22 protein-coding genes are annotated in these 24,481 nt (G+C 64.1%); 6 read left to right on the top strand and 16 right to left on the bottom strand.

The window, feature by feature from the left end:
* Positions 1-38: 38 nt before the first annotated feature.
* The 11 genes from AC4BCN_RS18320 to ppnN form a co-directional block, all read right to left on the bottom strand.
* Positions 39-1,040 carry a Gfo/Idh/MocA family protein gene (locus AC4BCN_RS18320; protein WP_490491438.1) on the bottom strand — a complete coding sequence of 334 codons (1,002 nt, stop codon included), beginning with the start codon at positions 1,038-1,040 and terminating at the stop codon, positions 39-41.
* Between the two features lie 12 nt (positions 1,041-1,052).
* The gene (locus AC4BCN_RS18325; protein WP_490491439.1) at positions 1,053-2,075 is read right to left on the bottom strand and encodes a porin; all 1,023 of its coding nucleotides are present in this window, start codon (positions 2,073-2,075) and stop codon (positions 1,053-1,055) included.
* A gap of 19 nt (positions 2,076-2,094) precedes the next feature.
* Positions 2,095-3,069, bottom strand: a complete 975-nt coding sequence (locus tag AC4BCN_RS18330) for a 2-hydroxyacid dehydrogenase (protein WP_490491440.1) — start codon at positions 3,067-3,069, stop codon at positions 2,095-2,097.
* Between the two features lie 20 nt (positions 3,070-3,089).
* Entirely contained in the window at positions 3,090-4,037 is a 948-nt protein-coding gene (locus tag AC4BCN_RS18335; protein ID WP_490491441.1) for a sugar kinase, read from the bottom strand.
* A complete protein-coding gene (locus AC4BCN_RS18340; RefSeq protein WP_490491442.1) occupies positions 4,034-4,780 on the bottom strand; it encodes a sugar phosphate isomerase/epimerase family protein in 747 nt (248 codons plus the stop codon). Before AC4BCN_RS18340 ends, AC4BCN_RS18335 begins: the two co-directional genes overlap by 4 nt.
* Positions 4,777-5,511: an amino acid ABC transporter ATP-binding protein gene (locus AC4BCN_RS18345; RefSeq protein ID WP_490491443.1), complete on the bottom strand. Its 735-nt coding sequence runs from the start codon at positions 5,509-5,511 to the stop codon at positions 4,777-4,779. The genes AC4BCN_RS18340 and AC4BCN_RS18345 overlap by 4 nt, the downstream gene beginning before the upstream one ends.
* Positions 5,498-6,148, bottom strand: coding sequence for an amino acid ABC transporter permease (locus AC4BCN_RS18350; RefSeq protein WP_034755387.1), 651 nt, complete (start codon positions 6,146-6,148; stop codon positions 5,498-5,500). The genes AC4BCN_RS18345 and AC4BCN_RS18350 overlap by 14 nt, the downstream gene beginning before the upstream one ends.
* Before the next feature lies 1 nt (position 6,149).
* Positions 6,150-6,842 carry an amino acid ABC transporter permease gene (locus AC4BCN_RS18355; RefSeq protein WP_128142858.1) on the bottom strand — a complete coding sequence of 231 codons (693 nt, stop codon included), beginning with the start codon at positions 6,840-6,842 and terminating at the stop codon, positions 6,150-6,152.
* Positions 6,843-6,932: 90 nt separating this feature from the next.
* Entirely contained in the window at positions 6,933-7,739 is an 807-nt protein-coding gene (locus AC4BCN_RS18360; RefSeq protein WP_046683003.1) for a transporter substrate-binding domain-containing protein, read from the bottom strand.
* A gap of 223 nt (positions 7,740-7,962) precedes the next feature.
* On the bottom strand, positions 7,963-9,012 hold the full coding sequence (locus tag AC4BCN_RS18365; RefSeq protein WP_485877662.1) for a LacI family DNA-binding transcriptional regulator: 1,050 nt from the start codon (positions 9,010-9,012) through the stop codon (positions 7,963-7,965).
* A gap of 194 nt (positions 9,013-9,206) precedes the next feature.
* Positions 9,207-10,577, bottom strand: a complete 1,371-nt coding sequence (ppnN, locus tag AC4BCN_RS18370; protein ID WP_046683005.1) for a nucleotide 5'-monophosphate nucleosidase PpnN — start codon at positions 10,575-10,577, stop codon at positions 9,207-9,209.
* Positions 10,578-10,888: 311 nt separating this feature from the next.
* On the opposite strand from ppnN, the gene AC4BCN_RS18375 reads away from it, so the two are divergent.
* The 4 genes from AC4BCN_RS18375 to AC4BCN_RS18390 all read left to right on the top strand — a co-directional run bounded on the left by AC4BCN_RS18375 (position 10,889) and on the right by AC4BCN_RS18390 (position 15,169).
* Positions 10,889-12,394: a peptide MFS transporter gene (locus tag AC4BCN_RS18375; protein ID WP_128142857.1), complete on the top strand. Its 1,506-nt coding sequence runs from the start codon at positions 10,889-10,891 to the stop codon at positions 12,392-12,394.
* A 130-nt stretch (positions 12,395-12,524) separates the two neighbouring features.
* Positions 12,525-13,202: a UPF0149 family protein gene (locus tag AC4BCN_RS18380; protein ID WP_490491444.1), complete on the top strand. Its 678-nt coding sequence runs from the start codon at positions 12,525-12,527 to the stop codon at positions 13,200-13,202.
* Positions 13,203-13,214: 12 nt separating this feature from the next.
* Complete coding sequence (locus AC4BCN_RS18385; protein ID WP_490491445.1) at positions 13,215-14,909, top strand: hypothetical protein; 1,695 nt, start codon at positions 13,215-13,217, stop codon at positions 14,907-14,909.
* A 74-nt stretch (positions 14,910-14,983) separates the two neighbouring features.
* Positions 14,984-15,169 (top strand): hypothetical protein, encoded by a 186-nt coding sequence (locus tag AC4BCN_RS18390; protein WP_338679033.1) that lies wholly within the window; start codon positions 14,984-14,986, stop codon positions 15,167-15,169.
* A 181-nt stretch (positions 15,170-15,350) separates the two neighbouring features.
* Here AC4BCN_RS18390 and AC4BCN_RS18395 read toward each other — a convergent pair whose 3' ends face one another.
* The 3 genes from AC4BCN_RS18395 to AC4BCN_RS18405 form a co-directional block, all read right to left on the bottom strand.
* Positions 15,351-15,656 carry a hypothetical protein gene (locus AC4BCN_RS18395; RefSeq protein ID WP_128142854.1) on the bottom strand — a complete coding sequence of 102 codons (306 nt, stop codon included), beginning with the start codon at positions 15,654-15,656 and terminating at the stop codon, positions 15,351-15,353.
* A 473-nt stretch (positions 15,657-16,129) separates the two neighbouring features.
* The gene (locus tag AC4BCN_RS18400) at positions 16,130-16,648 is read right to left on the bottom strand and encodes a GNAT family N-acetyltransferase (RefSeq protein ID WP_338679034.1); all 519 of its coding nucleotides are present in this window, start codon (positions 16,646-16,648) and stop codon (positions 16,130-16,132) included.
* A gap of 97 nt (positions 16,649-16,745) precedes the next feature.
* Positions 16,746-16,973: a hypothetical protein gene (locus tag AC4BCN_RS18405; protein WP_338679035.1), complete on the bottom strand. Its 228-nt coding sequence runs from the start codon at positions 16,971-16,973 to the stop codon at positions 16,746-16,748.
* Between the two features lie 146 nt (positions 16,974-17,119).
* On the opposite strand from AC4BCN_RS18405, the gene AC4BCN_RS18410 reads away from it, so the two are divergent.
* Together AC4BCN_RS18410 and AC4BCN_RS18415 are read left to right on the top strand one after the other, a co-directional pair.
* Complete coding sequence (locus AC4BCN_RS18410) at positions 17,120-18,301, top strand: prenyltransferase/squalene oxidase repeat-containing protein (protein WP_338679036.1); 1,182 nt, start codon at positions 17,120-17,122, stop codon at positions 18,299-18,301.
* On the top strand, positions 18,294-19,220 hold the full coding sequence (locus AC4BCN_RS18415; RefSeq protein WP_338679037.1) for an AAC(3) family N-acetyltransferase: 927 nt from the start codon (positions 18,294-18,296) through the stop codon (positions 19,218-19,220). Before AC4BCN_RS18410 ends, AC4BCN_RS18415 begins: the two co-directional genes overlap by 8 nt.
* An 11-nt stretch (positions 19,221-19,231) precedes the next feature.
* Here the strand turns inward: AC4BCN_RS18415 and AC4BCN_RS18420 are convergent, their stop codons facing one another.
* On the bottom strand, positions 19,232-22,045 hold the full coding sequence (locus tag AC4BCN_RS18420; RefSeq protein WP_338679038.1) for a heparinase II/III domain-containing protein: 2,814 nt from the start codon (positions 22,043-22,045) through the stop codon (positions 19,232-19,234).
* Positions 22,046-22,213: 168 nt separating this feature from the next.
* Positions 22,214-24,481 (bottom strand): OPT family oligopeptide transporter, encoded by a 2,268-nt coding sequence (locus tag AC4BCN_RS18425; RefSeq protein ID WP_223278745.1) that lies wholly within the window; start codon positions 24,479-24,481, stop codon positions 22,214-22,216.

Below are 24,481 nucleotides of genomic sequence, written 5' to 3' on the forward strand. Positions count from 1 at the left end.
TTTTTTAATCAGGCGGCTTTTTTTAATGTGCGGCCGTATCAGCCGGCCACGGTCACGCGCTGGTGGCTGCGGCTGGCCTGCTGCGCCGCCAGCGCCGTGGCCAACGCGCGCATGCCGTCGTCGCCGGTGGCGGCCGGCTGCCCTGCGCCGCGCATGGCGCGCTGGAAGGCGCGCACCGAGCACACGTACAGGTTTTCATGCTCGACGGGGATGTCGATGCTGCCGCCGTCGCGGGTCAGGCTGATGGTGCCGACGGGGCGCTGCGTCATCACGCCGGTGGCGAAGATGGTGCCCTTGCTGCCGATGATTTCCACGCCGGACAGCGAATACGGCGCATTGAACGCATCGTGCACCTGCACCAGGGCGCCGTTGTCGAACTCAATGACGGCCATCAGGCCCTCTTCCAGCCCGGCCACCGTCATGCCGCCGCTGGTGGCGCAGGCGGTGACGTGGCGCGGTTCAGAGTCGAGCAGGAAGCGCAAGGTGTCGACGTCGTGCACGAACATGTCGAGCGTGACGCCGCCCGACTCCGGCGCGTCCAGGCGCCAGCCGCGCAGGTGCTGCGGCAGGTTGTTCGCGTGCAGCACGCGGCCATACAGGGGCTGGCCAATCTCGCCGGCGCGTATCAGCTCGCGCACCTTGCCGTGGCTGGCCGCGTTGCGCAGGTGGTGGTTAATTCCCAGCACCACGCCCGCCTCGGCGCAGCCGTCGACCATGCGGCGGGCGTCGTCAAGGTTCAGCGCCAGCGGCTTTTCGCACAGCACGTGCTTGCCGGCGCGCGCCGCCTGCAAGGTCTGCGCCATGTGCAACTCGTTGGTGGTGCTGATGTACACGGCGTCCGCGCCCGGATGCGCGAGCGCCGCATCGAGGTCCGTGTAGCTGGCGGCGATGCCGAACTGCCCGGCAAAAGCGGCGCCGCGTGCAGCGTCGCGGCTGACCACGGCCAGCACTTCGGCATCGCCCTGCTGGCGGATCGCGTCGACCATCCATTCGCGCGCCACGGTGCTGGCGCCGACCAGTATCCATCCAATTTTCTTCATTCGATTCTCCCGTTAAAAAGTGTGGCGCAGGCCGAGGTTCCAGGCCTGGTTGCCGGTACCGTTGTCGGTGGCGTTGCCCACCACATAGGCGGCGCCGTTGCGGTTGTCGATATGCGCGTAGGCCGCATACAAGGTGCTGCGCTTCGACAGCGCGTAGGTGTAGCCGATGCCGATCTGGGTAGCGTCGCCGTTGGCGGCGCGCCGGTCGTCGCGCCGCACGTACGAGAACAGGACTCTGTGCGGGCCCACCGGCACCGTGGCGCCCAGCATCAGGTCCGCGCTGTCGACCGTGGTAACGGCACCCGCCGTGCTCTTGCTGACGGCGACGGCGCCATGCGCCTTGGCGACGCCGAAGTCCCAGGTGGCGCCCAGCACAGTATTGCGTGCCCTGCCCGCCACCAGCGCGGTCGACAGCGTATTGGCGTCCTGGTGCGCCATGCGCACATACAGCGGCCCGCTGGCATAGGTGGCCGCCGCGCCCGCGTAGCGTTTGGCCGAGGCGTCGCCCGGCACTTCGCCGAAGCCGTACGCCAGTTCGCCGGAAAGGCCGCCGCGCACGGGCGAGCTGTAGGTGATGCTGTTGTCGACCCGGCTGATGTAGCCGGCCGTGAAGACGTTGCTTATCCTGCCCGCAAAACCCAGGTAAAACGGGTCCAGCGCCCCCAGGCTGCTGTCGATGAAGGTGTACTGGCGGCCCAGCCGCAGCGTGCCTGCCGCGCCGGCCAGGCCGACGAAGGCCTGGCGTCCGAACAGCAGGCCGCCCTGGGCCGAAGCGCCCGTGTCGGCCAGGATGCCCGCATCGAAGGTAAATATCGCCGTCATGCCGCCGCCCAGGTCTTCGCTGCCCTTGAAACCGAGGCGCGAACCGTTGGCGATGCCGCTCGTCAGCTTGAGCACCCGGCCCCCGGGGCCACCGTTCTCGGACACCACGCCCAGGTCCGCGATGCCGTACATGGTCACGTTCGACTGCGCGCAACACAGGCCGCCGCAAGCGCCCGCGCCGATGATGATTGCTCTTGCTACCTTGTTCTTCATTTCTTTCCCTGTCTGTGTTTTATTGATACTGTTCTTGGCCGACCAGGTGGCGCGGACGCTCGCCACGCAGGCCGGCCAGCAGGTTGTCCACGGCTTGCTGCGCCATGGCGTAGCGCGTTTCGTGCGTGGCCGAGCCGATGTGCGGCAGCGCCACCACGTTGGCCATGTGCGGCAGCGGATTGTCCGGCGCCAGCGGTTCGCGCTCGAACACGTCGAGACCGGCGCCGTGGATGGTGCCCTGCTGCAGCGCCTCGATCAGGGCTGCCTCGTCGACGATGCGCCCGCGCGAACCGTTGATGAAGATGGCGCCGGGGCGCATCAGCGCGAACTCGCGCCGGCCCATCATGCGTTCCGTCTGCGCCGTCAGCGGCAGCACCACGCAGACGAAATCGGAGCCGGCCAGCAGGTCGTCGAGCGCCACCTGGCGCGCGCCCAGCGCCGCCTCCACTTCGGGCACCGCCTCGCCATTCACGTACAGCACCTGCATGCCGAAGCCCAGCGCGGCGCGGCGGGCGACGGCGCGGCCGATGCGGCCCATGCCCAGCATGCCGATGGTCTTGCCGTGCACGTTGACGCCGTACTGGCTCTCGCCCACGCTGCGCGTCCAGCGGCCCGCCTTGACGAATTCGGCCAGTTCGACAACGCGCCGCGCGCTGGCAAGGATCAGCGCGAAGATCGTGTCGGCCGTCGTTTCCGTCAGCACGTCCGGCGTATTGGCCAGCAAGACGCCCCGTTCGCGCAGGTAGTCAACGTCGAACTGGTCGACGCCCACGGAAATGGTGGAAATGATGCGCAGGTCGACGGCCGGGTCCAGCAGTTCGCGGCCCAGGCGCACGCTGGCGCCCAGCAAGCCATGCGCGCTGCGGATCGCGGCGGCGAACGCGGCGCGGTTGCCCGCGTCGATAGCCTCGAAATACGTCACCTCGCATTCGGCGCGCAGGCGCGCCAGCAGCGGTTCGGCCAGCTTTTTATAGACAACCACATGTTTTTTCACGAGTGTTTCCCCTGTACGTTTCAAGATGGGACCAGCGCGTCGAGCTGGGCGCGTGTCGGCAAGCCTTCCATGTCGCCGGCCACCTGGATGGCAAAAGCGCCGACCCGGTTGCCGCGCCCTACCGCCTGCGCCAGCGGCAAGCCTTCCAGCAAGGCGCTGACCAGGCCGGCCGCGAAGCCGTCGCCGGCGCCCACAGTGTCGACCACGTTGGCCACGCGCTCGCCCGCCACCATGCCGCTATCGCCATCGGCCGTGCGGTAATAGGCGCCCTCGGCGCCCAGCTTGATGACCACGAGGCGCGCGCCCTGCTGCAGATAAAAGCCGGCGACGTCGTGCGGCAGGTCGTGGCCGGTGAGGATTTTTCCCTCCCCCAGGCCGGGCAGCACCCAGTCCGCCTTGGCGGCGAGGCGGTTGATCTGTTCGACCATGACGGCTTGCGACGGCCACAGCGAGGGCCGCAGGTTCGGGTCGAACGACACGGTGCGGCCGTTGGCGCGCATGAAATCGAGCGCCTGGCCGGCGAACGCCAGGCTGGTCTCGGACAGCGCCGCGGCCACGCCCGTGGCGTGCAAGTGGCGCGCGGACAGGAAATAGGCGGGGTCGAAGTGTTCGGGCGCCAGCCGGCTGGCGGCGGAACCCTTGCGGAAGTATTCGACCAGAGGATCGGCGCCGTTCTCGGCCTTCTCCTTGAGCAGGAAGCCGCTGGACTGGCCGGCGACGGCGACGACGCGGCTGCAATCGACGCCCTCGGCCTGCACGCTGGCGCGGATGAAGCGGCCGAACGAGTCGTCGCCCACGCGGCTCAGCCAGCCGACTCTCAGGCCCAGGCGCGCCAGGCCGATGGCGACATTCGTCTCGGCGCCGGCCAGGCGGCGCGTAAAGTGCGCCACGGTCGCCAGGTCGCCCGTTTGCTCGGCAACGAACATCGCCATTGCCTCGCCATAGGTAACAACGTCAAGCTTCATCATGCAGCCTCCAGGATTTGAATGTAGCGGCCCGTTTCGGCCACCAGGTCGGCGCCCTCAAGCGGGAATTCGATGGCCCGCTGCACGCCCGGCGCAAAGTGCGCGAAGACGGCGCGCCAGGCCGGATCGGCTGCAGAAACGGCACACGCGGACAGCCGCCCTCCGTCGTCAAGAACCCCCTTGCAGTGCACATAGCGCACATACGGCGCCAGCAGGCGCGCCGCCTGCTGCGCGTCCTCGCCCACCCAGCGCCAGTTGCCGATGTCGAAGGTCAGCCCCACAGGCAGCCCGATGTCGCGCGCCGCCGCCAGAAAGCCCGCCATGGGGGCCAGCCTGCCGCCATGGGCCGTCTGGTCGTTTTCCACCAGCAGCGCCACGGGCGCCGCCTCCAGCTGCGCCTTCAAGTCCGGCAAGTCCGGCGCGGCCGGGTAATGGCCCAGCGACACCTTCAGGTAGCGCGCCCCCAGGCGCGCCGCCTCGTCCAGCATCTGCCGCAGCAGTTCTTGCTGCAGCTGCCCGTCCGCGTCCCACAATTCGATGGGCGTGGAATACACGCAGTACAGGCCGCGCGCGGCCACCGCCGCGCCCATGCGCGCGAGGTCCGGCAAGTCGGACGTAAACAGTTCGCGGCGGATCTCGATGCCGGCACCGCCCGCATCGGCCACCACGTCGATGAAATGGCTTTGTCCCAGCTGCCTTACCCTGCTTGCGCCGTAGGCCGACGCCGCCACCAGGACGGGGCTCACTTGATCGCTCCCGCGCCGACGAACTGGCGCGCTTCGGGCGTTTGCGGGTTGCTGAAGAAGGCTTCCGACGGCCCACTTTCCCACACCAATCCCTGGTGCATGAAGACGGTGACGTCGGCCATGCGCCGCGCGAACTCCATCTCGTGCGTCACCAGCAGCATCGTCATGCCAGCCTGCGCCAGCTCTTCCATCACCTTCAGCACTTCCTGCGTCAGTTCCGGGTCGAGCGCCGACGTCACTTCGTCGAACAGCATCACTTGCGGCTCCATCGCCAGCGACCGGGCGATCGCCACGCGCTGCTGCTGGCCGCCCGACAGCTGCTCGGGATAGGACTCGCGCTTGTGGTCCAGGCCCACCTGCTTGAGCACGCGCAGCGCCGTGGCGCGGCCCTGGGCATCGGGCACCTTCTTGACGATGCGCGGCGCCAGCATGACGTTTTCTTCCACGGTCAGATGCGGGAACAGGTTGTAGCTCTGGAAGACCATGCCGACGTCCTTGCGCAAGTCGAGCAGGTGTTCCTGGCGCGCCGTCAGCGTGTGGCCGGCCACGACGATGCTGCCGCTGTCGATGGTTTCCAGGCCGTTGATACAGCGCAGCATGGTGCTCTTGCCGGAGCCGCTGCGGCCGATCACGGCGATCACCTGCCCCGGCTCGACGGCGAACGACACGCCCTTGAGCACGTGGTTGGCGCCGAAGCTCTTGCTGATATTGTCGATTTCAACGATGGGCATGGAATTTCCTTTCCAGTGAATGGCTGTAGCGCGACAGCGGATAGCACATCGCGAAGTAGATCAGGGCGACGATGGGGAAGACGATGAACGGCAGGAAGGTCGCATTGCTGACCAGTTGCCCTGCCCGCGTCAGTTCCACCACGCCGATGATCGAGGTGATCGAAGTGTTCTTGATGATCTGCACCATGAAGCCCACGGTCGGCGGCAGCGAATGGCGCAGCGCCTGCGGCAGGATGACGTAGCGCAGCTGCTGGTAGCGGTTCAGCGCCAGCGCGGCCGACGCTTCCCACTGCTGCCGCTGCACGCCTTCGATGCAGCCGCGCCAGATCTCGCCCAGGTAGGCGCTGGCAAAGATCGTCATCGCCGCGCCGGCCGCGATGACCGGCGACAGCTTGTAGCCGAACAGGGCCAGGCCGTAATAGGTCAGGAACAGCACGATCAGCACGGGCGTGCCCTGGACCAGCTGGATGTACAGGGCGCTGATGAAACGCAGGAACGGGCTGCGCGCCGTGCGCAGCAGCGCCACCGCGAAGCCGGCGATGCCGCCCGTGATGAAGACGATCAGCGACAGGCCGATGGTCCAGCGCGTGGCCTCGAGCAGGAATTGCAGGTTATCCCAGGAAAAGTCACTGATCATGTCATGCTCCCATGCGCACCGCGCCCAGACGGCGGCGGCGTTTGAAAACGATCTGGCCCAGTACCCAGAAACTGAAGCGGAACAGCAGGGCCAGCACGATGTACAGCACCATCACGACGATGTAGATCTCGAAGCTGCGGAAGGTTTCCGAGTCGAGCAGGTGCGCGGCGGCAGTCAGCTCTTCGGCGGAAATGGCCGACACAACGCTCGAGGCCAGCATCATCAGGGTGAACTGGCTGGCCAGCGCCGGATAGACTTTTTCCAGCGCCGGCAGCAGCACCACGTGGCGCATCACCTGCCAGCGCGTCATGCCCAGCGCCTGCGCTGCTTCCAGCTGCGACGGATGCACGGCGCCGATGCCGGCGCGCACGATTTCCGCCGCATAGGCGCCCAGGTTGACCGTCATGGCGACGAGCGCGGCGCCGTTCGCGTCGAGCTGCAAGCCCAGCGACGGCAAGCCGAAGTAGATGATGAACAGCTGCACCAGGAACGGCGTGCTGCGGATGATCTCGACATAGGCGCGCACCACCGCGCGGGCATAGGCGGGACCGTTCTTCAGGATGACGGCGGCGCAGACGCCCACCGCCAGCCCCAGCACCATGGACAGGGCGCTCAGGCGTATCGTCAGTGCCGCGCCCCACAACAGGCGGTCCAGCGATTGCATGACGAGTTCGAAATGAAATTCATACGGCATACTCAACTCCTTTATACGTGCGCATCCCCGGCCGCGCCACCGTGGCGGCGCGCCGTGCGGACGAGCACTATCGCTGTACGGGTGGCGGTATCAGAAGGTCGGCAGCGCCGGCAGTGGCGCGCCGCTCCACTTGCGCGCGATGGCATCGAGTTCGCCGTTCAGCTTGACGTAGTAGATGAAGTTGTTGAGCCACTGGTGCAGCTCGAAGTCGCCGCGGCGCACGGCCATCGAATTCGGCTGCAGCGAGTACGAGAAGCGGACCTCGATCTTGCCCGCGCCGCGCGTCTTGATGATGTCGAGCGCCATCGTGCTGGGAATCGAAACGGCGTCGACCTGCTTGCTGAGCAAGGCCTGGGTGACGGTGGCGTCATCCTCGAAACGCACGATGCTGGTGCCGGCCGGCGCCATGCGGCTCAGCGCCGTGTCATTCGTGGTGCCGCGCGTCACGCCCACCTTCTTGCCCTTCAGGTCGGCCAGGGCCTTGAATTTGCCGCCGACCGGCGCGACGATGGCCAGCTCGAACGCGCTGTAGGGCATGGTGAACATCAGGGTCTTGGCCCGTTCCGGCGTGGGCGCCAGGGTCGCCACGAGGAAGTCGACCTTGCCCGATTCCAGCGACGGCACGCGCGACGGCGCCGTCAGCGGTACGATTTCCACGGGCAGGTTCAGGTATTTGCCGATCAGGTTGGCGACGTCGACGTCATAGCCGACGGGCACGCCCTTGGCGTCGATGCTGCCAAACGGCGGCGTGCCGCTGACCACGCCGATGGTCAGCTTGCCCTTCTTGATCAAGTCGCCAAGCGTCTGGGCGCCGGCGTCGGCCGCCGCACCGAAGGCGCATGTTGCTGCCAGTGCGCAGGCCACGATTTTCGCGTAAAACAGTGTCGTCATCTTCATGCTTCAGTCTCCTGTGATCCCGGTACCGGCCTCGTCGAGGCACTTCCGGGAATATTGTCAAATGGACGATTTATTTCGTCTCTTGCCGTGTCATTACAACTTATGCCAACTTCGTGCCAACCATTGCCCTGCCTGTCTATCCATGCCCCTTTCCTGGCTGAATACAATCTATGAAACCGGTTCCATAACCTTCCCAAAAAAAAGGGCAAGGCCCTTTTCCCCGTCAGTCGCCGCCCCGGGTGGAGTTGCGCACAATCAGTTTGCCTGGCAACAGCACCTCGCGCGGCGGGCATTGTTCACCCTGCAGGCGCGACAGCATGCAGGTCATCGCCGAAAAGCCGATCTCGTACGTCTGCTGCTCGATCGTGCTCAAGCCGGCCAGCGGCGACCATGGCAATTCGTCAAAGCCCAGCAAGCCCACGTCCTGCGGCATGCGCAATGCGAGGCGCTGCAGCATCAGTGCCAGTTCCAGCGCCACCATGCCGTTCGAGGCCAGCAGCGCCACGCGGCGGCCGCGCCATTGCGCCAGGCATAGCCGCACCTGCGCGTCGATGGCGGGCCGGTCGTCCAGGTCCACCGCCAGCACTTCGCCCACGCAGCCCGGATGCTCGGCCATCACGGACTGGAAACCGTCGGCGCGCATCAGGCGCGAACTGACGCCCGTCAAGGGCGGCGCAACGAAGGCGATGGCGTCGAAACCCTGCTCGATCAGATGCGCGGTGGCCAGCCGGCCCGCCTGCACATTGTCCAGGCCCACGAGGTCGAAGTCGGCGCCCTCGATGCGGCGGTCGACCAGCACGATGGGCATGCCCGCCTGCTGCAAGTCGGACGACTCGATGTTGCGTCCCTGCGTGTTGACGATCAGCCCTTCCACGCTGTACGAGCGCAGCGCGGCCAGCGACTGGCGTTCGCGCTGTTCGTCATTGCCGGTATTACATAAAATCAGGGTATAGCCATGCTGCTGGCAAGCCGCTTCCACGCCTTGCAGCACGGCCACCGTGTAGGGATTGAGCATGTCCGCCACGACCATGCCGATCAGGCGCGTGCGTCCCCGCTTGAGGCCGCGCGCCATCTGGTTCGGCTGGTAGCCGAGGCGCGCGATGGTGCTGGTGATCTGCTGGCGGATATTCTCGGACAGGGCATCGAGTTCGCCGCCGAGAAAGCGCGACACGCTCGTCTTCGACACGCCTGCCTCGCGCGCCACCTGGGCGATGGTCACGGGCCGTGCCGGCTCGCCGGAAACTGTTTTTTTACTGCCGCGTACTGAATCCAAGCTTGTTCTCCACTACCTGTTGACCTGCATATTTTTATTTTGGAACCGGTTCCAAAGATAGCACCCACGAATCGTTGACGCAAGCGATTTGATTGCCTGTGGCGGCGAAGGAACACGATGGGTGCATCAATGGAAAAGCGCCACCCTCCCCCGACAAACGCAGAGGACGGGCGGCGCGGTGACTAAAAAACTGTTTACTGGACGACGGTATAGCACGGCACGTATGCCGTACCCGCCAGTTTCATGCGGTGCTGCGCCACGAATGAGGCGAGCAGCGCATCCATGGGGCCGGCGATGGATTTGTCGCCGTGGATCTCGAAGTTGCCGTACTTTTCGATCGAACGGATGCCGTCATCCTTGACGTTGCCCGCCACCACGCCCGAAAACGCGCGGCGCAGCTGGGCCGCCAGCAAGTGCGTGGGCTGGTTCTTGTGCAGGCTCAGGTTGCGCATGTTTTCATGCGTGGGCTGGAACGGTTTCTGGAACTCGTGGTCGATCTTCAACAGCCAATTGAAGTAATACGCGTCGCTGTGCGCCTTGCGGAATTCGCGCACCTGGCGTATGCCTTCGAGCATTTCGCGCGCCACCAGTTCCGGATCGTCGATGATGATCTTGTAGCGCTGCTGCGCTTCCGGGCCCAGGGTGTCGTGGATGAACTGGTTGATCTGCACGAAGTATTCGCGCGAGGTTTCCGGGCCCGTGAAGATCAGCGGGAAAGGAATCTCGGCGTTATCCGGGTGCAGCAGGATGCCGAGGATGTACAAAATCTCTTCGGCCGTGCCCGCGCCGCCAGGGAACACCACGATGCCGTGGCCGGCGCGCACGAACGCTTCCAGGCGTTTTTCGATGTCCGGCATGATGACGAGGTCATTGACGATGGGGTTCGGCGACTCGGCCGCGATGATGCCCGGCTCCGTGATGCCCAGGTAGCGGCCATTGTGCAGGCGCTGCTTGGCGTGGCCGATGGTGGCGCCCTTCATGGGGCCTTTCATGGCACCGGGGCCGCAGCCGGTGCAGATATCGAGGCCGCGCAAGCCCAGCTGGTAGCCCACTTCCTTCGAATAGTTGTATTCGGCGCGGTTGATCGAGTGCCCGCCCCAGCACACGACCAGGTTCGGGTTGAGCTGGGTTTGCAGCACGTTCGCGTTGCGCAGGATGTGGAAGACGGCGTCCGTCACGCCTTCCGTGCTCTGCAAGTCGAATTTCGGGTTGCCCGTCACTTCATCGCTGACGAAGATGATGTCGCGCAACACGGCAAACAGATGCTCGTGGATGCCCTTGATCATCTTGCCGTCGACAAAGGCGATGGCCGGCGCACCCTTGATGTCGAGCTTGATGCCGCGCTCGCGCTGGATGATCGAGATTTCAAACGACTGGTAGCGCTCCAGCAGGGCGCGGCCATCGTCGATGGTGCTGCCGCAATTCAAGACCGCCAGCGCGCAGCGGCGGAAGGTGTTGTACAGGCCGCCCTGGCTGGTGTCGAGCAGTTTGTTGACTTCAGTCTTGGAGAGCACGTCCAGGCGGCCTTCCGGTGAAACCAGAGTATCGATAACGTCGTGTTCCATAATGCGAAAAATCCCTTTAAAAATCGATGCTCGAAGGTCTTGCAGCCTTAATATACGACAAGTCAGGCAAGTTGTGCTGTGCCGCCGCAAAATCGCCGGGCCCGCCCTTGCCTGCAAACCGGTTTGACTAATATGAAACAGTCATTCTTGCTAATGCGAATCGAAACCTTCGCTCAGCGCAATTTGTAGATTAGAATGCCAGCCTATTGGAATTCCCGTGCGTGAGGTTCTTCATGAGAGTCCCCGCCGCCCGCAGGCTTCCATAAGTTCGTTGTATCGATTGACTATAATAATTTTTCAGGAGGAACCGCATGAGCGGTGCGACTACGCCCAACAAGGAAGCCGTTATTCCCGAGTTCAAGCAGATTATGGGCCATCCAAGCCCATTGTGGATGTTGTTCATGACTGAATTCTGGGAACGCTTCGCGTTCTACGGAGTTCGCTGGGCGCTGGTCCTGTACATCGTGGCCCAGTTCCATGGCGGCGACGGTTCGGGACAGGCAGCGGCCAACCTGACCTACGGTTCCTTCCTCGCGCTGGTGTACGCCGGCGCCCTGTTCGGCGGCTACATCGCCGACCGTGTCATCGGTTACCAGCGCTCCATCCTGCTGGGCGCCGTCTTCATGGCTGCAGGCCTGTTCTGCATCTCGGTACCGAACCAGGACATCTTCAACCTGGGCCTGGCCACCATGATCGTCGGCAACGGCATGTTCAAACCGAACATTTCGACCATGGTCGGCAAGCTGTACACGACAGCCGATCCGCGCCGCGACAGCGGCTTCACGATCTTCTACATGGGTATCAACATGGGCGCCATGGTTGCCCCTGTCTTCACCCAGTGGCTGGCCGAGTCGATCTTCGGCACCAGCGCCATGCCATCGTACAAGATGGTCTTCATGGCATCCGGTTTCGGCATGCTGATCAGCCTGGTATGGTTCGCCATCGGCCGCCGCGCCCTGAAAGGCATCGGCGCTCCTGAAGCCGGTTCCGGCAACCCGATGCGCGTCGTCTGGGTGGCCGTCGGTTCCCTGTGCGTGATCCCGCTGATGTACTTCCTGCTGACCGTCGGCGCTGAAAAGCTGCAAATCGTCCTGACCGTGCTGTTCGTCGGCCTGGCCGTGATGCTGATGATCGAAGGCATACGCAACGGTAAAGTTGCGCGTGACCGCGTCATCGCCATGCTGCTGATCTTTGTCTTCAACATCCTGTTCTGGATGTTCTTCGAACAGGCAGGCAGCTCGTTTACCTTCCTGGCCGACAAGATCGTCAACCGCGACCTGGGCTTCTGGATCTTCCCGACCGCCTACTTCCAGACCGTCAATTCGGTCGCCATCATCGTCTTCGCGCCGATCATCGCCGCCATCTGGGTCTTCCTGGCGCGCCACAACGTCAATCCTTCGATCCCGCGCAAATTCGGCCTGGGCTTGCTGGGCAATGCGCTGGCCTTCGGCCTGCTGATCTTCGCTCTGTCGAGCCTGGTTGGCGCCGATAACAAGATCCCGTTCTGGACCCTGACCACCGTCTACGTGCTGCAATCGATCGGCGAGCTGTGCCTGTCGCCTATCGGCCTGTCGATGGTCACCAAGCTGGCGCCAGTGCGCCTGGTCGGCCTGGGCATGGGCGGCTGGTTCCTGTCGACCGGTATCGGCAACAACCTGTCGGGCATCTTCGCCAGCCACGTCAGCGGCACCAGCGGCATGTCGGTACAGTCGGCCCTGTCCGGCTACACCTTCGGCTTCTGGTCCCTGCTGGGCGCCGGTGTCGTGCTGTTCCTGATCGCACCGCTGATCAACAAACTGATGCACGGCGTGAAGTAAGCTTCTGCCTTAGCTGACAACGGCGGCCTGCGGGCCGCCGTTTTTCATTCCAGCGCCGGTTTTTGCCCGGCCGGGCGGTACAATACGGCCAGGGCCGCCGGCCACTCCACTCACATCACCAAAGAATATTATGTCCAGCATCTCCACCACCACGCCCCTCTCCGACGACGAATACGCCGAACTCGACACCCTGCTGGCCGCGCCTGCGCTGGAAAGCCGCGCCATGGACGTGTCGATGCTGGAAGGTTTTCTCACGGCCGTCGCCCTGAGCCCGAAACAGATCGCGCCGGAACAGTGGCTGCCATGGGTGTGGGACAAGACGGCCGGCAGCGCCTTGCCAGCGCAGGACGAGGCCAGAGATCGGGCGGCCAGCCTGGCGCAGCGCCACCACGCCTACATGGTCGAATGGCTGGCGAAGGACCCGGACAGCTTCGAGCCCATCTACGTCTGCGGCCCCGAATGGAGCGTGCCCGCCTGGTGCGCCGGCTTTGTACTTGGCACGAGCCTGGACAAGCCCCAGTGGGCGGCCCTGGCCGTCAGCCACCCTGAGTACCTGGCGCCATTCCAGCACCTGGCCACGGCCAGCGAACTCGATGACGATGCAGCCGAAACAGCCATGGATGGCGTGATTCCCGCCGTCATCGCCATCAACGCGGCCTGGGCGCGCCAGCGCCACCTGAAACAAAGCCAGCCCGGCGCCACCGTGCTGCGCGAACTGCCGAAGACGGGCCGCAACGACCCGTGCCACTGCGGCAGCGGCAAGAAGTACAAGAAATGCTGTGCCGACGCCGATAGCGCGGCCGCCTAAGACGGTATCTCCTTGCGCCAGCTGCTGACGGCCACCCTGCGCTTCCTGCTGCGCCACGCGCTGCAGTTTGCCCTGTTCATCGTCATCCTGCTGGCCGGACGCATGCTGCTGGCCGAATGGCGCGCCTACAGCGCCGGCAGCGAGGCCGTGGCCGCACTGAGGCTGGCCGCCGACGGCGCCGATCATCATGGCGCCGGCATGGCCGCTGCCGCCACGGCGCGGGTCAACGCCTTGCAAAAGGCCTCGCAAGCGGCCATCGCCACGCGCCTGGCGCAAGTGCAGGTGCAATTGACCGCCTTGCGCGCGCGGCAGCAACCGTCGCTGTTCACCCTCCCTCTGCCCGACACGACCACCCTGGCCCTGCACGCGCAGGAAGAAGCCACGCGCCGCGTGGAGATCGAAGTGCTGGCGCAGGAAGCCCGCTATCTGACGGCCCTGCAAGCGGCGATCAGTGGCGAAGATGCGCGGCAGACCCTGGCGCGCCTGCACGCGGAACATGTGCGCGCGTATGCCGCGCTGCAAGCCAACCTGCGCCAGCGCCGGCAACTGGAAGCGCAGCACCCGCTGGCGGCCCGCCTGCCCGGCAGCGACGTCTACGCGCAGCTGTCGCAGCTCGAAGCGCAAGGCCAGCGCCTGCGCGACATCAACCTGCAAGCGTATCAGGCCTGGACAGCGCAGCGCGCGCGCACCGGCCACCCCGCCCGCCCCGCCCCGTTCGCCATCGACACGCAAGCCTTGGCCGGCGCGCTGGCGCCCGTGCAAAAAGCCATCGCGGCCGGCGAAACGCAGCTGGCGCGCAACTGGATTGCCCGCTGGCGCGCGCCCGTCATGGACGTGGCGCCCACGGCCGCCCTGCTGGTGCTGTCGGCCATTTTGCTGCCCGTGGCGATCAAAGCCTTCTTTTACTTCGTGCTGGCGCCCATCGCTGCCCGTTTGCCGCCGCTGTCGATCGCGCGCGACATGCAGCTCAACGGCACGTCCCTGCCCCTGCCGCCGCAGGGCGAATCGCGCATTTCCGCCGTCTCGCAGGGCTTGCTGCTGCAGCCCGGGCAGCGGATGCTGATCCATCCCGAATACCTGCAATCGTCGCCCGTCTGCAGCACCAAGCGCACGCAATGGCTGCTGGACTGGCGCTTCCCGTTCACCAGCCTGGCCGCCGGCATGGTGGCGCTGACCCGGCTGGAAAGCGGCGAGCCGGCATCCGTGACGATATCCGCCAGCGACGATCCGCTGCTGGAAGTGGCCATCGTCCACCTGCCAGCCGGCAGCGCCCTCGTGTTCCAGCCGCGGGGACTGGTCGGATTGATTGCCGATGCGGGCCAGCCTTTGGCGATCAGCAGCCACTGGCGCCTGGCCAGCCTGCACGCCTGGCTCACCCTGCAGCTGCGCTTCATCGTCTTTCGCGGCCCCGTCACCCTGATCGTGCGCGGCTGCCGTGGCGTGCGCCTGGAACGGGCCGGCCAGGGACGCTCCATCAGCCAGTCCGCCACTCTGGGTTTCAGCACCGACGTGCTGTACTCGACTCTGCGCAGCGAAACCTTCATCCCCTACCTGCACGGCCAGCAAGCGCTGCTCAACGACCGCTTCGATGGCGGCAACGGCATCTACCTGTACGAAGAAACCCCGCGCCACGGCAAGCATCCGGGTAAGGTGGGCAGCTGGTTCGAGGGATTGACGGACACGATCTTGAAAGTGTTCGGCATCTAGCCGGCCAGCCATTCCATGACGGCAATCCCATCGTCAACCTGGCGGACAGAAACGCCGACAAGGCGGCGCGCATCGTGCAGCAATGCCCGCGTGAATTCGGCCACGGCTACACGAGCTTCGAGCAAGCCATCGAACTGGCCGTCGGCGATGACCACCGCCCGGCGCGGGAAAAGATCATCGTGCTGACCTTGACGCAGGCAACGGCGCGGAGGGCCGAGGATGAGCTGCGGGTGTGGTTTGCCCCAGCCCCACCCACCTGAGGCAATAACGAAAAAATGACTCGACAATGAATCAATCGAGGTAAGCAAGAATGTAAAAGTCATCGGTCCGTGTGGCCATATACTGTGCATTGCTGCTATCGCTACGGCCTGACTCGGGCAGTAGTAGAAAAATCAAGCCTTGGTGGTATCGGCAGGTCATTCAGACTTAAAATAGAAGCAACTAGCGACTTTTGCAGCGCAAAGCTTCAGCAGTGACTGCTACGCCATCCAAACCGCTCGTTCCCGTCGAAACCAAAAATATCGCATTCCCACCCCGTCGTGCAACTTCATTAATTGCCTTATTCATCGAATTGGACGCTTTATTGAGTCCAAGTTGTTGATCTGTACTAACGATGCCCAACGATTCACAATACTCTTTTTGAGTAGCCGTTACTATACGTACTTTTTCCGCACCAACATCTAACTGCGTCGCGCAGCCGGATAACGCGGCCAACAAGGAAAAAGAGACAAAAACAGATTTCTTCATACCAAACAATATCCCATTGAGTTTATTTTTAATTACGTACACGAAAATATAACGGTAGCCTTCGGGTAATTCCCGAAGACATAAGGCCCGGGGTTTTCAACGATCGATAACAATTTCATTGCTTTCCCGACAGTCGCACATTTGGCATTTGCCTCTACAAGGGCTTCTGCCAGAAGTGGCTCCCTTCCACTCGGAAATGCGCCAGCTTGACGAGAAACAACAAAGGTATCAGGCCCAGCTGCAACTGGTCCGGTACTGGAGGTCGCACATCCAACAATTGCCGACATTAACATTAAGACAGAAAGGATACGTATCATTTATTCCTTTAAATATCGGACAATTACATTCAACAATTTTTCTTCACATGCTCTCTTATCGATCATCCATTTTATTACAGACGCTAACCTTATATCCACTCTATTTTACGTGGGAAATGATTAACGCTCTCGCAATTTTACAATTTGGAAGCGCCATTAAATAGGCAACGCTGCGCCTTCCGACACAAAGTCCGGCTGCAGCAAACCAAAGACATGCAGGTCGACAAATACGCCATTTAACAGTTCTCCCTGCCGCAGCACGCCTTCATGCGCAAATCCCAGCCGCTCGGCCAGCGCGATGCTGGCGTGATTGCCGGCCGCGCACTCCAATTCGATGCGGTGCAACTGCAGCGCGCCAAACGCATGCGCGAGGACGGCGCGCACCGCGGCGCTGGCGATGCCCCGGCCCTGGAACTGGTGTCCGAGGTAGTAGCCAATTTTCGCTTTCCGGTCCACTGTGTCGATGTCTTTCAGGCGGATGCTGCCGCACAAGGCCGTGCCGGAGAAAACATGCCATTCCAGGACTTCGCCGCTGGCCACGCGCGCGGCAGCGGCCTGCAGATAGGCCTGCGCCTCGCCGAACGAGTCCAGCTGCACCACGGCGGGCAGATAAGCTTGCAGGGGCTCACGGTTTTGCGCCACCAAGGCGGCCAGCGCTTCGGCGTGTTCAGGCAAGGTTGGAACAATGAAAATATCAGGAAATGCTGAAAGAGTCAGATGCATAGGTCCCTGGCAGGCCGGTAAAGTTAAAGTAAAAACACACAGCGTATCGCTACGCCGCAATCGAATGCGACACCGTCAGCCACTCGCCCGGCCGAAGATTTTCCGCCGCCTCGCGCGTGGCCAGCACGCTGTCGGGGTCCAGGTCCGAGCGTTTCAGCTTGTAGGAATAGGCGAAATCATCGGCATCGAATGCTTGCCCCGCCTTGACGTAATACTTGAAGCCGACAAAGGAATCGGGATTGGTGACGATCGAGTACTCAAGCGTGACATTGTTCATGGCGGGCCTCGTCAACGGTGGTGAGGCGTCCATTATGCGTCAATTCCGGCGGCGGCGATGCGGCGGCTGATCCTTGCGGCAAGTCAATAGCCGTGCCGGCTGCCGGCGCTACAGTAGCCGGAGCCCACCACTACGCCGTCACTGCCATGCGCACCTTGCTCACGAAAATACGGAACACACTGGCGCCGCAGGCAAGCCTGCCGGCCGCGGCGCGCATGGAGCGGCTGTCGGACCGGCGCGGCCTGCCCGCCCTTGACCCCGGGCCGCAAGCCATCGTCAAGGCTTGCACGGCCTGGCTGTGCGCGGCGCAAGACCATTCCAGCTCAAAGGACGGCGGCGTCGCGCGCGACTACAGCCTGCTGACAGGCTGGTCGAGTTCCTACCCGGAGACCACCGGCTACATCATCCCCACGGTCATCGCCCTGGCGCAGCGCACGGGCGACGATGCCCTTCACGGGCGGGCGCGCCGCATGCTCGATTGGTGCGTGGCCATCCAGTTCCCCGAAGGCGGTTTCCAGGGCGGCAAGATCGACTCCACGCCGCGCGTGCCCGTCACCTTCAACACGGGGCAGATTTTGCTGGGCCTGGCCGCCGGCGTGGCAGCGTACGGCGAAGCCTACCAGGACGCCATGCACCGCGCGGCAACGTGGCTGCGCGACAGCCAGGATGCCGACGGCTGCTGGCGCCGCCATCCGACGCCCTTCGCCAGCGCCGGCGACAAGGCCTACGAAACGCACGTGGCGTGGGGCCTGTTTGAAGCGGACCGCGTCGCACCGGGCCACGGTTATGGCGCGGCCGGCCTGCGCCAGGTCGACTGGGCGTTGACCAAGCAGCGCCCCAACGGCTGGTTCGCCTCGAACTGCCTGGACAACCCGCTGCTGCCGCTGACCCATACCATCGGCTACGCCTTGCGCGGCCTGCTCGAAGCGCACCGCTTTTCGGCGCGCGCCGGCCTGCTGGACGCCGCCGCGCGCACCGGCACGAGCGTCGCCAAGGCCGTGAGGGACGACGGCTATCTGGCGGGTCGCCTCGGCCCGGACTTCCAGCCGGGGGCCGGCTACGCCTGCCTCACAGGTTCCGCGCAAAACGCCCATTGTCTGTTCCTGCTGTACCAGCTCACGGGCGAGCGGCGCTACCTCGACGCAGGGCGCCGCCTGAACCGTTTCGTGCGGCGCTCCATCAGCATCGACGGTCCCGCGCATGCGCGCGGCGGCGTCAAGGGCTCGTTTCCCGTCGATGGCGACTACGGGACATGGGCTTACCTGAACTGGGCGGCCAAGTTCTGCATCGATGCCAACCTGCTGGAAATGGAAATCGGAGATGCTTGACGAGGCCAAGCGCGCCGCCAGGGCCGCACTGGAAGCATGGCGCCGCGCCGCCAGCGCCCGGCGCGTGCGCCACAGTGCGCCCCACGTGACGCGTGCCGGATTGGCCGCCGATCTGGCGCGGCTGGGCATCGCGCACGGAGATACGCTGTTCATCCATTCTTCGCTGAAAAGCCTCGGCTACGTGGAAGGCGGCGCACCGGCCGTCGTACATGCCCTGCAGGACGCCGTCGGCCCGCAAGGCACCCTGCTGCTGCCCACCTATTATCTGCCCGGCGGCACGGTGCGCGCCACCTGCGCCATGTCCGACTATGTGTTCGACCCGCGCCGCCATGGCACGCACATGGGCCGCCTGCCCGAAGCCTTCCTGGCCAGCGCCGGTGTCCGGCGCAGCATCCACCCTACTCACTCCGTGTCCGCGTGGGGCCGCCATGCCGTTCACCTTACCGAGGCACACCACCACGCGCCCTCGATCTTCGGCATGGACTCGCCCTGGCAGCGCTTCATCGGCTGCGATCAGGCGAAGGTGCTGGGCCTCGGCATTTCCATGGGACCGGTGACGTTCTATCACGCGCTGGAAGACGCCATGGGCGACACCTTTCCCGTGCGCGTATGGGAAGACGATACACAGCTGCTGGCCTGCCTGGACCATGACGGCCGACGCTGGGACGTGCCCGTGCGCCCGTTCGATTCGGCAGTCGCCCAGCGCCGCATCGACCATCCCGGCCGCGCCGACCTGCGCGACTACTTTCACCGGGAATTCGACGCGGCCGGCCTGCGCGTCAACGGGATAGTGGGCGACGCGGCGTCGTGGCTGATACCGGCGCTGGCGTTTTATGCGCACCTGGGCCGGCTCGCGTTCGACGACGTGACGATCTACGCCACAGCGGCACAGCTGGCGGCACGGCCGGTGAGGCAGTGACACGCCAGCGACTACTTGCGCTGCAGGTCGTACACACCGCCCCCATTCGCAACAAAATACAGGGTGCCGCCGCCGTCACTCACCTCATCTTCGATGGGGCCATCCGTGCCACGCTTGCTCACCGTCCAGCTTCCCGCCTGCAAATCCGCCACCAGCACCTGCATGGATGCGCTGTGCGCCGGCAACTCGACGGTGACGGTCCCGCCCAGCGGCAAGCCGCTTTTGGAAAACAGCACCACGCGGTCCTGGATTTTCACGCCAGCCAGCAGGGCCGAATCGATGGCCGTCGTCGGCAGCGCAGGCAGCGTGCTGCTGGCATCCATCACCTGCATCACGTTCAGGAACACATCCGTTTCGTTCCCGCCCGGCGGCGACACTTCCAGCCGCCACGCGCCTGCTTCCTCGGTCGAATAATCGGCTTCAGGCTGGATAGGATAGTTCGTGCCGCCGACGCTGAATTCATTGCCGCTGCCGCCGACCTTGGCCAGCAACGCATTCGCCGGCAGCAAGGTGCGGTTGATCAGCTTGCCGTTGTACTGCAAGGTGCTGTTGTAATCCCAGTCCGTGCGCTGGATAAGCACCGTGTCGCCGCTGATTTGCGGCTCAAACTGGCTGTGCAGCAGCCAGGTCTTCTTGAACCCCGCGTCGCTGGCGCTGACTTTGTCGAACACGATCAGGGCCGCCGGGTGATCCGTATTCTTGAGATTCAAGAACACGAATGAGCGCTGGAACTGGCGCACCTTGCTGCTGTACGCGGCAGTCAGGTCGCCCTTGATGTAGCTGAAGTCGGGCGCCCCGGCCGCGCCGCCGACCTGCTGCTGGCGCAGGACAGTGGCCACCTTGTAGCCATTGGCCAGTTCCGCCACGGATGACGGCTCGTCGCCCGGAAAGCGCTGCCCGCCATCATTGGCATAGCCGTCGAAATTCTCGTCCGGGTCATGCACCAGCATGGTGTTGTGCGCGATGCTGCGCTTGTGATAATTCATGTCGTGCGCACTGCCGTATTCCAGGGGGATGCTGGGATCGGCCACATCCCTGCCGCTATAAATACCGGAATCGATGGCCAGGCCGCCCTTGTAGTAAATCTGAAAATGCCCGGCGTCATAATGCTCGTGGTTGCCGAACCAGTCGCCGCCGAGCTTCATCGTCGCCACGACATTGCCTGACTCCACATGTATGCCATCGGTCCACCCCGTGCGGGCGATCATCAGGCCGGCGGGATCCGGAAAATATTTGGTCAAGGGCAATGCCACCGGGCTCGGCGTGCTGCCCATGGCCGTATTGCCCAGCAGGATAGGCCAGATGCTGTCCTTCGGGTGGATAAAGCTGGTCGACGGCTGCAGCGACTGCTTCAAATACTCATGCTTCAAGGTGGGATTGTTGTAGTAGGTGGCGGGCAGCATGAAGGCCAGCGGTTCGCTCCAATACTCCCTGCTGTTGGTGTAGGAGGAGTGATAGACGTCGCCATCACGCATCCATTGTCCGTCGGGGCGGCGCGTGTACAGCCAGTGATATGGCGTCATCTGCTGTACGGGATCGAACACGGGCGCGGCGCCCATGCGCCGGAATATCCATGCGGCGTACATATCCGCCAGGAAACGCACCGTGCCATACGACGCACCCTGGTGATACGCTTGCGCCGCGTAGGCATAGTTACGCGGCGCGATATAGTCGGCAAAGAAGCGCCCGGCAACGATGTTGTAGACCAGCGGCGCCTCGTCATAAAAGGCGATGGCGGCCGACAGCTGGTCGCGCAGCAGCTGGTTGTCGCTGCCATGGCCGACGACGGGGCCTTGCCGCGATGGCGGAAAGCCGATTTCCATCGTGGCCGCCAGCTGCGTAAAACGCGCGACGACATACGCGCGCTGCTGCGCGCTCATCAGATGGAAGCACCAGTCATACACCATGGCGCTGGCCAGGATGATATCGCCTTTCTCGTTCGGGTGATTGTAACCAGGCGCAAACTGCACGGCCGCCAGGTAGTCGAGCAGCATCTGCACGGCTTCCCGGCCCCGCTGCGCCTGCGCCGCCGAACCGCCGCGTTCGTACAGCAGAGAGTACAGCGCCTTCGCCTTGATCGCGCTCACGGCATCGACCTGGTGATTGCTCCTGGCCGGGCCGCCAGGCACGAACACGGGCAACGCCACCACCGCCGGTGCCGCGACAAACCCGTTCAGGACAGCGCGATGCTGCACCATTTCCTGCGCGCCGGACTCGAAACGGCTACGTATCGCGGCCAGGTCCCCCACCCGGGCAAACACGCGCGGATGCTCGCCGGCGGGCGGCAGCACGGTGGGCAGCGGATACACGCCATAGCCTTGCGGGACAAAATCGGCCAGCGCCGTGACCAGCAAGCAATCGATCCCCAGGCCGCCCTCGCGGTACTGGAGTTTCAGTTCGCGCTCGCCCGCCGCGAGCCAGCGGGTGACGGGCAGCCAGGTCCACTTCGGTGGCTGGCCGGTGGTGAACGGCACGGATGCACTGGCATAGGCGCCATTGTCGACCGCCAGGTACAAGGACGCGGCGTTCGCCGCCGGCGCCAGCACGCGCAGCCAGATCGTATAGTTGCCATCGCGGGGCACGGCCACGCTGTACGACAATTGCGTCGCCGCGCCTGGAGACTCGGCACGCGCCAGGTCAGCCGGCGTACTCAGATAGCCGCCGCCGGAAACCACGTTGCCGCCCTGGCTTTCCAGCACCCATGGCGCGCCAGGCGCCGTACTTTCCGCCTCAAACATGGCCTCGACGGGAAAAGGCGTGGCATGCAGGGCCGGACTGGCTGCCAGCAAGGCAAAAGAGATAAAACCGCGTCGCAGTGGGGACATGAGGAGAACTCCAGATTGTTGTATTTTAAACAGCAACAACAATACACCACCTGGCGATATTTGATTCCATTTTTATAACAAAAATACCTAAGCCGGCCGGCGACGCGCATAAGAAAACCGCCCGGATCATCATGACACCGGGCGGCTCTCATAGGATAGGCTGGGACATCAAGCCTGCGGGCGATCCGCCTTCTTCTCTCTTGCCACGATATACAGCAGCACGATGATGACGGCATACGGCAGCAGGGACAGCGCGTCCGAGTGCAGGCCAGCGTAGAACGGGTTGCCGTGCTCGGCCCAGTCGGCCATCATCTGGTCGAAGTGCGTGAGCACGCCGGCCGTGATGGCGATGATGATGCCGGCCAGCGCGCCACCGGCGATGTAGCCGGAGGCCAGCAGCACGCCCGAACTGCGGTCGCCGGCCAGCTGGCGCTCTTCCTCGTTCAGTTTCGCATTGTGTTCCAGCTTGTTGTTGCGGCGGTCCGCCAGCCAGCGCACCAGGCCGCCGACGAAGATCGGCAAGGTCGATGACAGCGGCAAGTACACGCCCACGGAAAACGCCAGCGACGGGATGCCGGCCATTTCCAGCACCACGGCGATCATCACGCCGAACAGCACCAGGGTCCACGGCAGCTGCTGGTCGAGGATGCCCTTGATGATGTAGGACATCAGCACGGCCTTCGGCGCATCGTATTTTTTCACTTCCGAACCGTCCGGACGCTTGCTGTAATGGCCATTGATGCCCGGATCGACCAGGTAAGCCAGCTGGCCATCTTCCTTGACGAAATACTTGCCGGCCGGGCCGCCGACGGTATCCGTCTTTTGCCAGACCTTATACGTATTGTGGTCGGTATCGGCTTGCGGGCCATGCAGCTCGCCCGTCACGGTCAGCTTCGACGCATCGACCGTCAGGCCGGGCGCCACTTGGGCGGCCGGCACGTAGACGGTGCTCGCTTCGTTCAGTTTCAGCAGAATCGGGCCGAGGATCAGCGCGGACGACAGCGCGCCCGCTAAAATCGCATACTGCTGCAGGCGCGGCGTGGCGCCCACCAGATAGCCGGTTTTCAAGTCTTGCGAGGTGGTGCCCGCATTGCTGGCGGCGATGCAGACGATGGCGCCCACCGACAGGGCCGTCACATAGTAACGCCCGCCCGTCCAGCCCATGATCAGGAAGATCAGGCAGGTAAACAGCAAGGTGGCCACGGCCATGCCCGAGATCGGATTCGACGACGAGCCGATTTCGCCCGTCAGGCGCGACGACACGGTGGCGAACAGGAAGCCGAAGACGAGGATCAGCAGCGCGCCGAGGAAATTCATGTGCAGCGGCGTGGCGAAGGTGATCACGGCGATGATGGACAGGCAGCCGATGACGACCCATTTCAGGGGGATATCCTGGTCCGTGCGCAGGGTGGAATTGCTCTTGACGCCCTTGCCGATGCCTTTCAGGCCGGCCGACAGGCTGCGCCAGATCATGGGCATGGCGCGCACCAGAGAAATCAGGCCGCCTGCGGCCACGGCGCCCGCGCCGATGTACAGGACATAGGCGCTGCGCACGTCGTCCGCGCCCATTTCGCTGATCAACTTGGTGCCCGGCGAGAGCACGGTGGTCAGGCTGTCGCCGAAGAACTTGATCATCGGGATCAGCAGCAGGTAAGACAGCACGCCGCCGGCCGCCATCGTGGCGGCGATGCGCGGGCCGATGATGTAGCCCACGCCCAGCAATTCAGGGGAAATCTCGGCGCCGATGGAGCCGCCCTTCAGCGGCGCGGCAAATTCCACGCCCGGCGTATCCTTCCAGCCCTTGAACGAGATATTGAATACCTTGTACAGCAGGCCGACGGCGAAACCGCCGAAGATGATCTTGGCGCGGCGCTTGGCGTCCAGCGCGGCAGCCGAATCCTTCTCGATGCTTTCGCCGGCGGCGATGCGCGATTCTTCCGTGGCGGCCGCCTTGAGCACTTCGGCGCACGCCGTGCCTTCGGGGAATTTGAGTTCCTTGTGCTGGTCGACGATCATGGTGCGGCGCATCGGGATCATCATCAAAATGCCCAGCAGGCCGCCGAGGACACCGACCAGCATGACCCGCGAGATTTCCAGGTCGAAGCCGAGGATCAGAATGGCGGGCATGGTCACGCCCAGGCCGAAGGCCAGCGATTCGCCGGCCGAACCGGCCGTTTGCGTGATGCTGTTTTCCAGGATCGACGAATCCTTGCCGCCCACCTTCTTGGCCAGGCCGAACAGGGTAATGGCGATCACGGCGACGGGAATCGAGGCGCTGACGGTCAGGCCCACTTTCAGCACCAGGTAGAGCGAGGAGGCGCCAAAGACCATCCCCAGGATGACGCCCATGAACAGCGCGCGGAAGGTCATCTCGGGCAGTTTCGCATCGGCCGGAATATACGGCTTCACGGCGCTCGGCATTGCATCTTTTGCCAT

It is taken from the genome of Janthinobacterium sp. Bl 1, assembly GCF_058215535.1.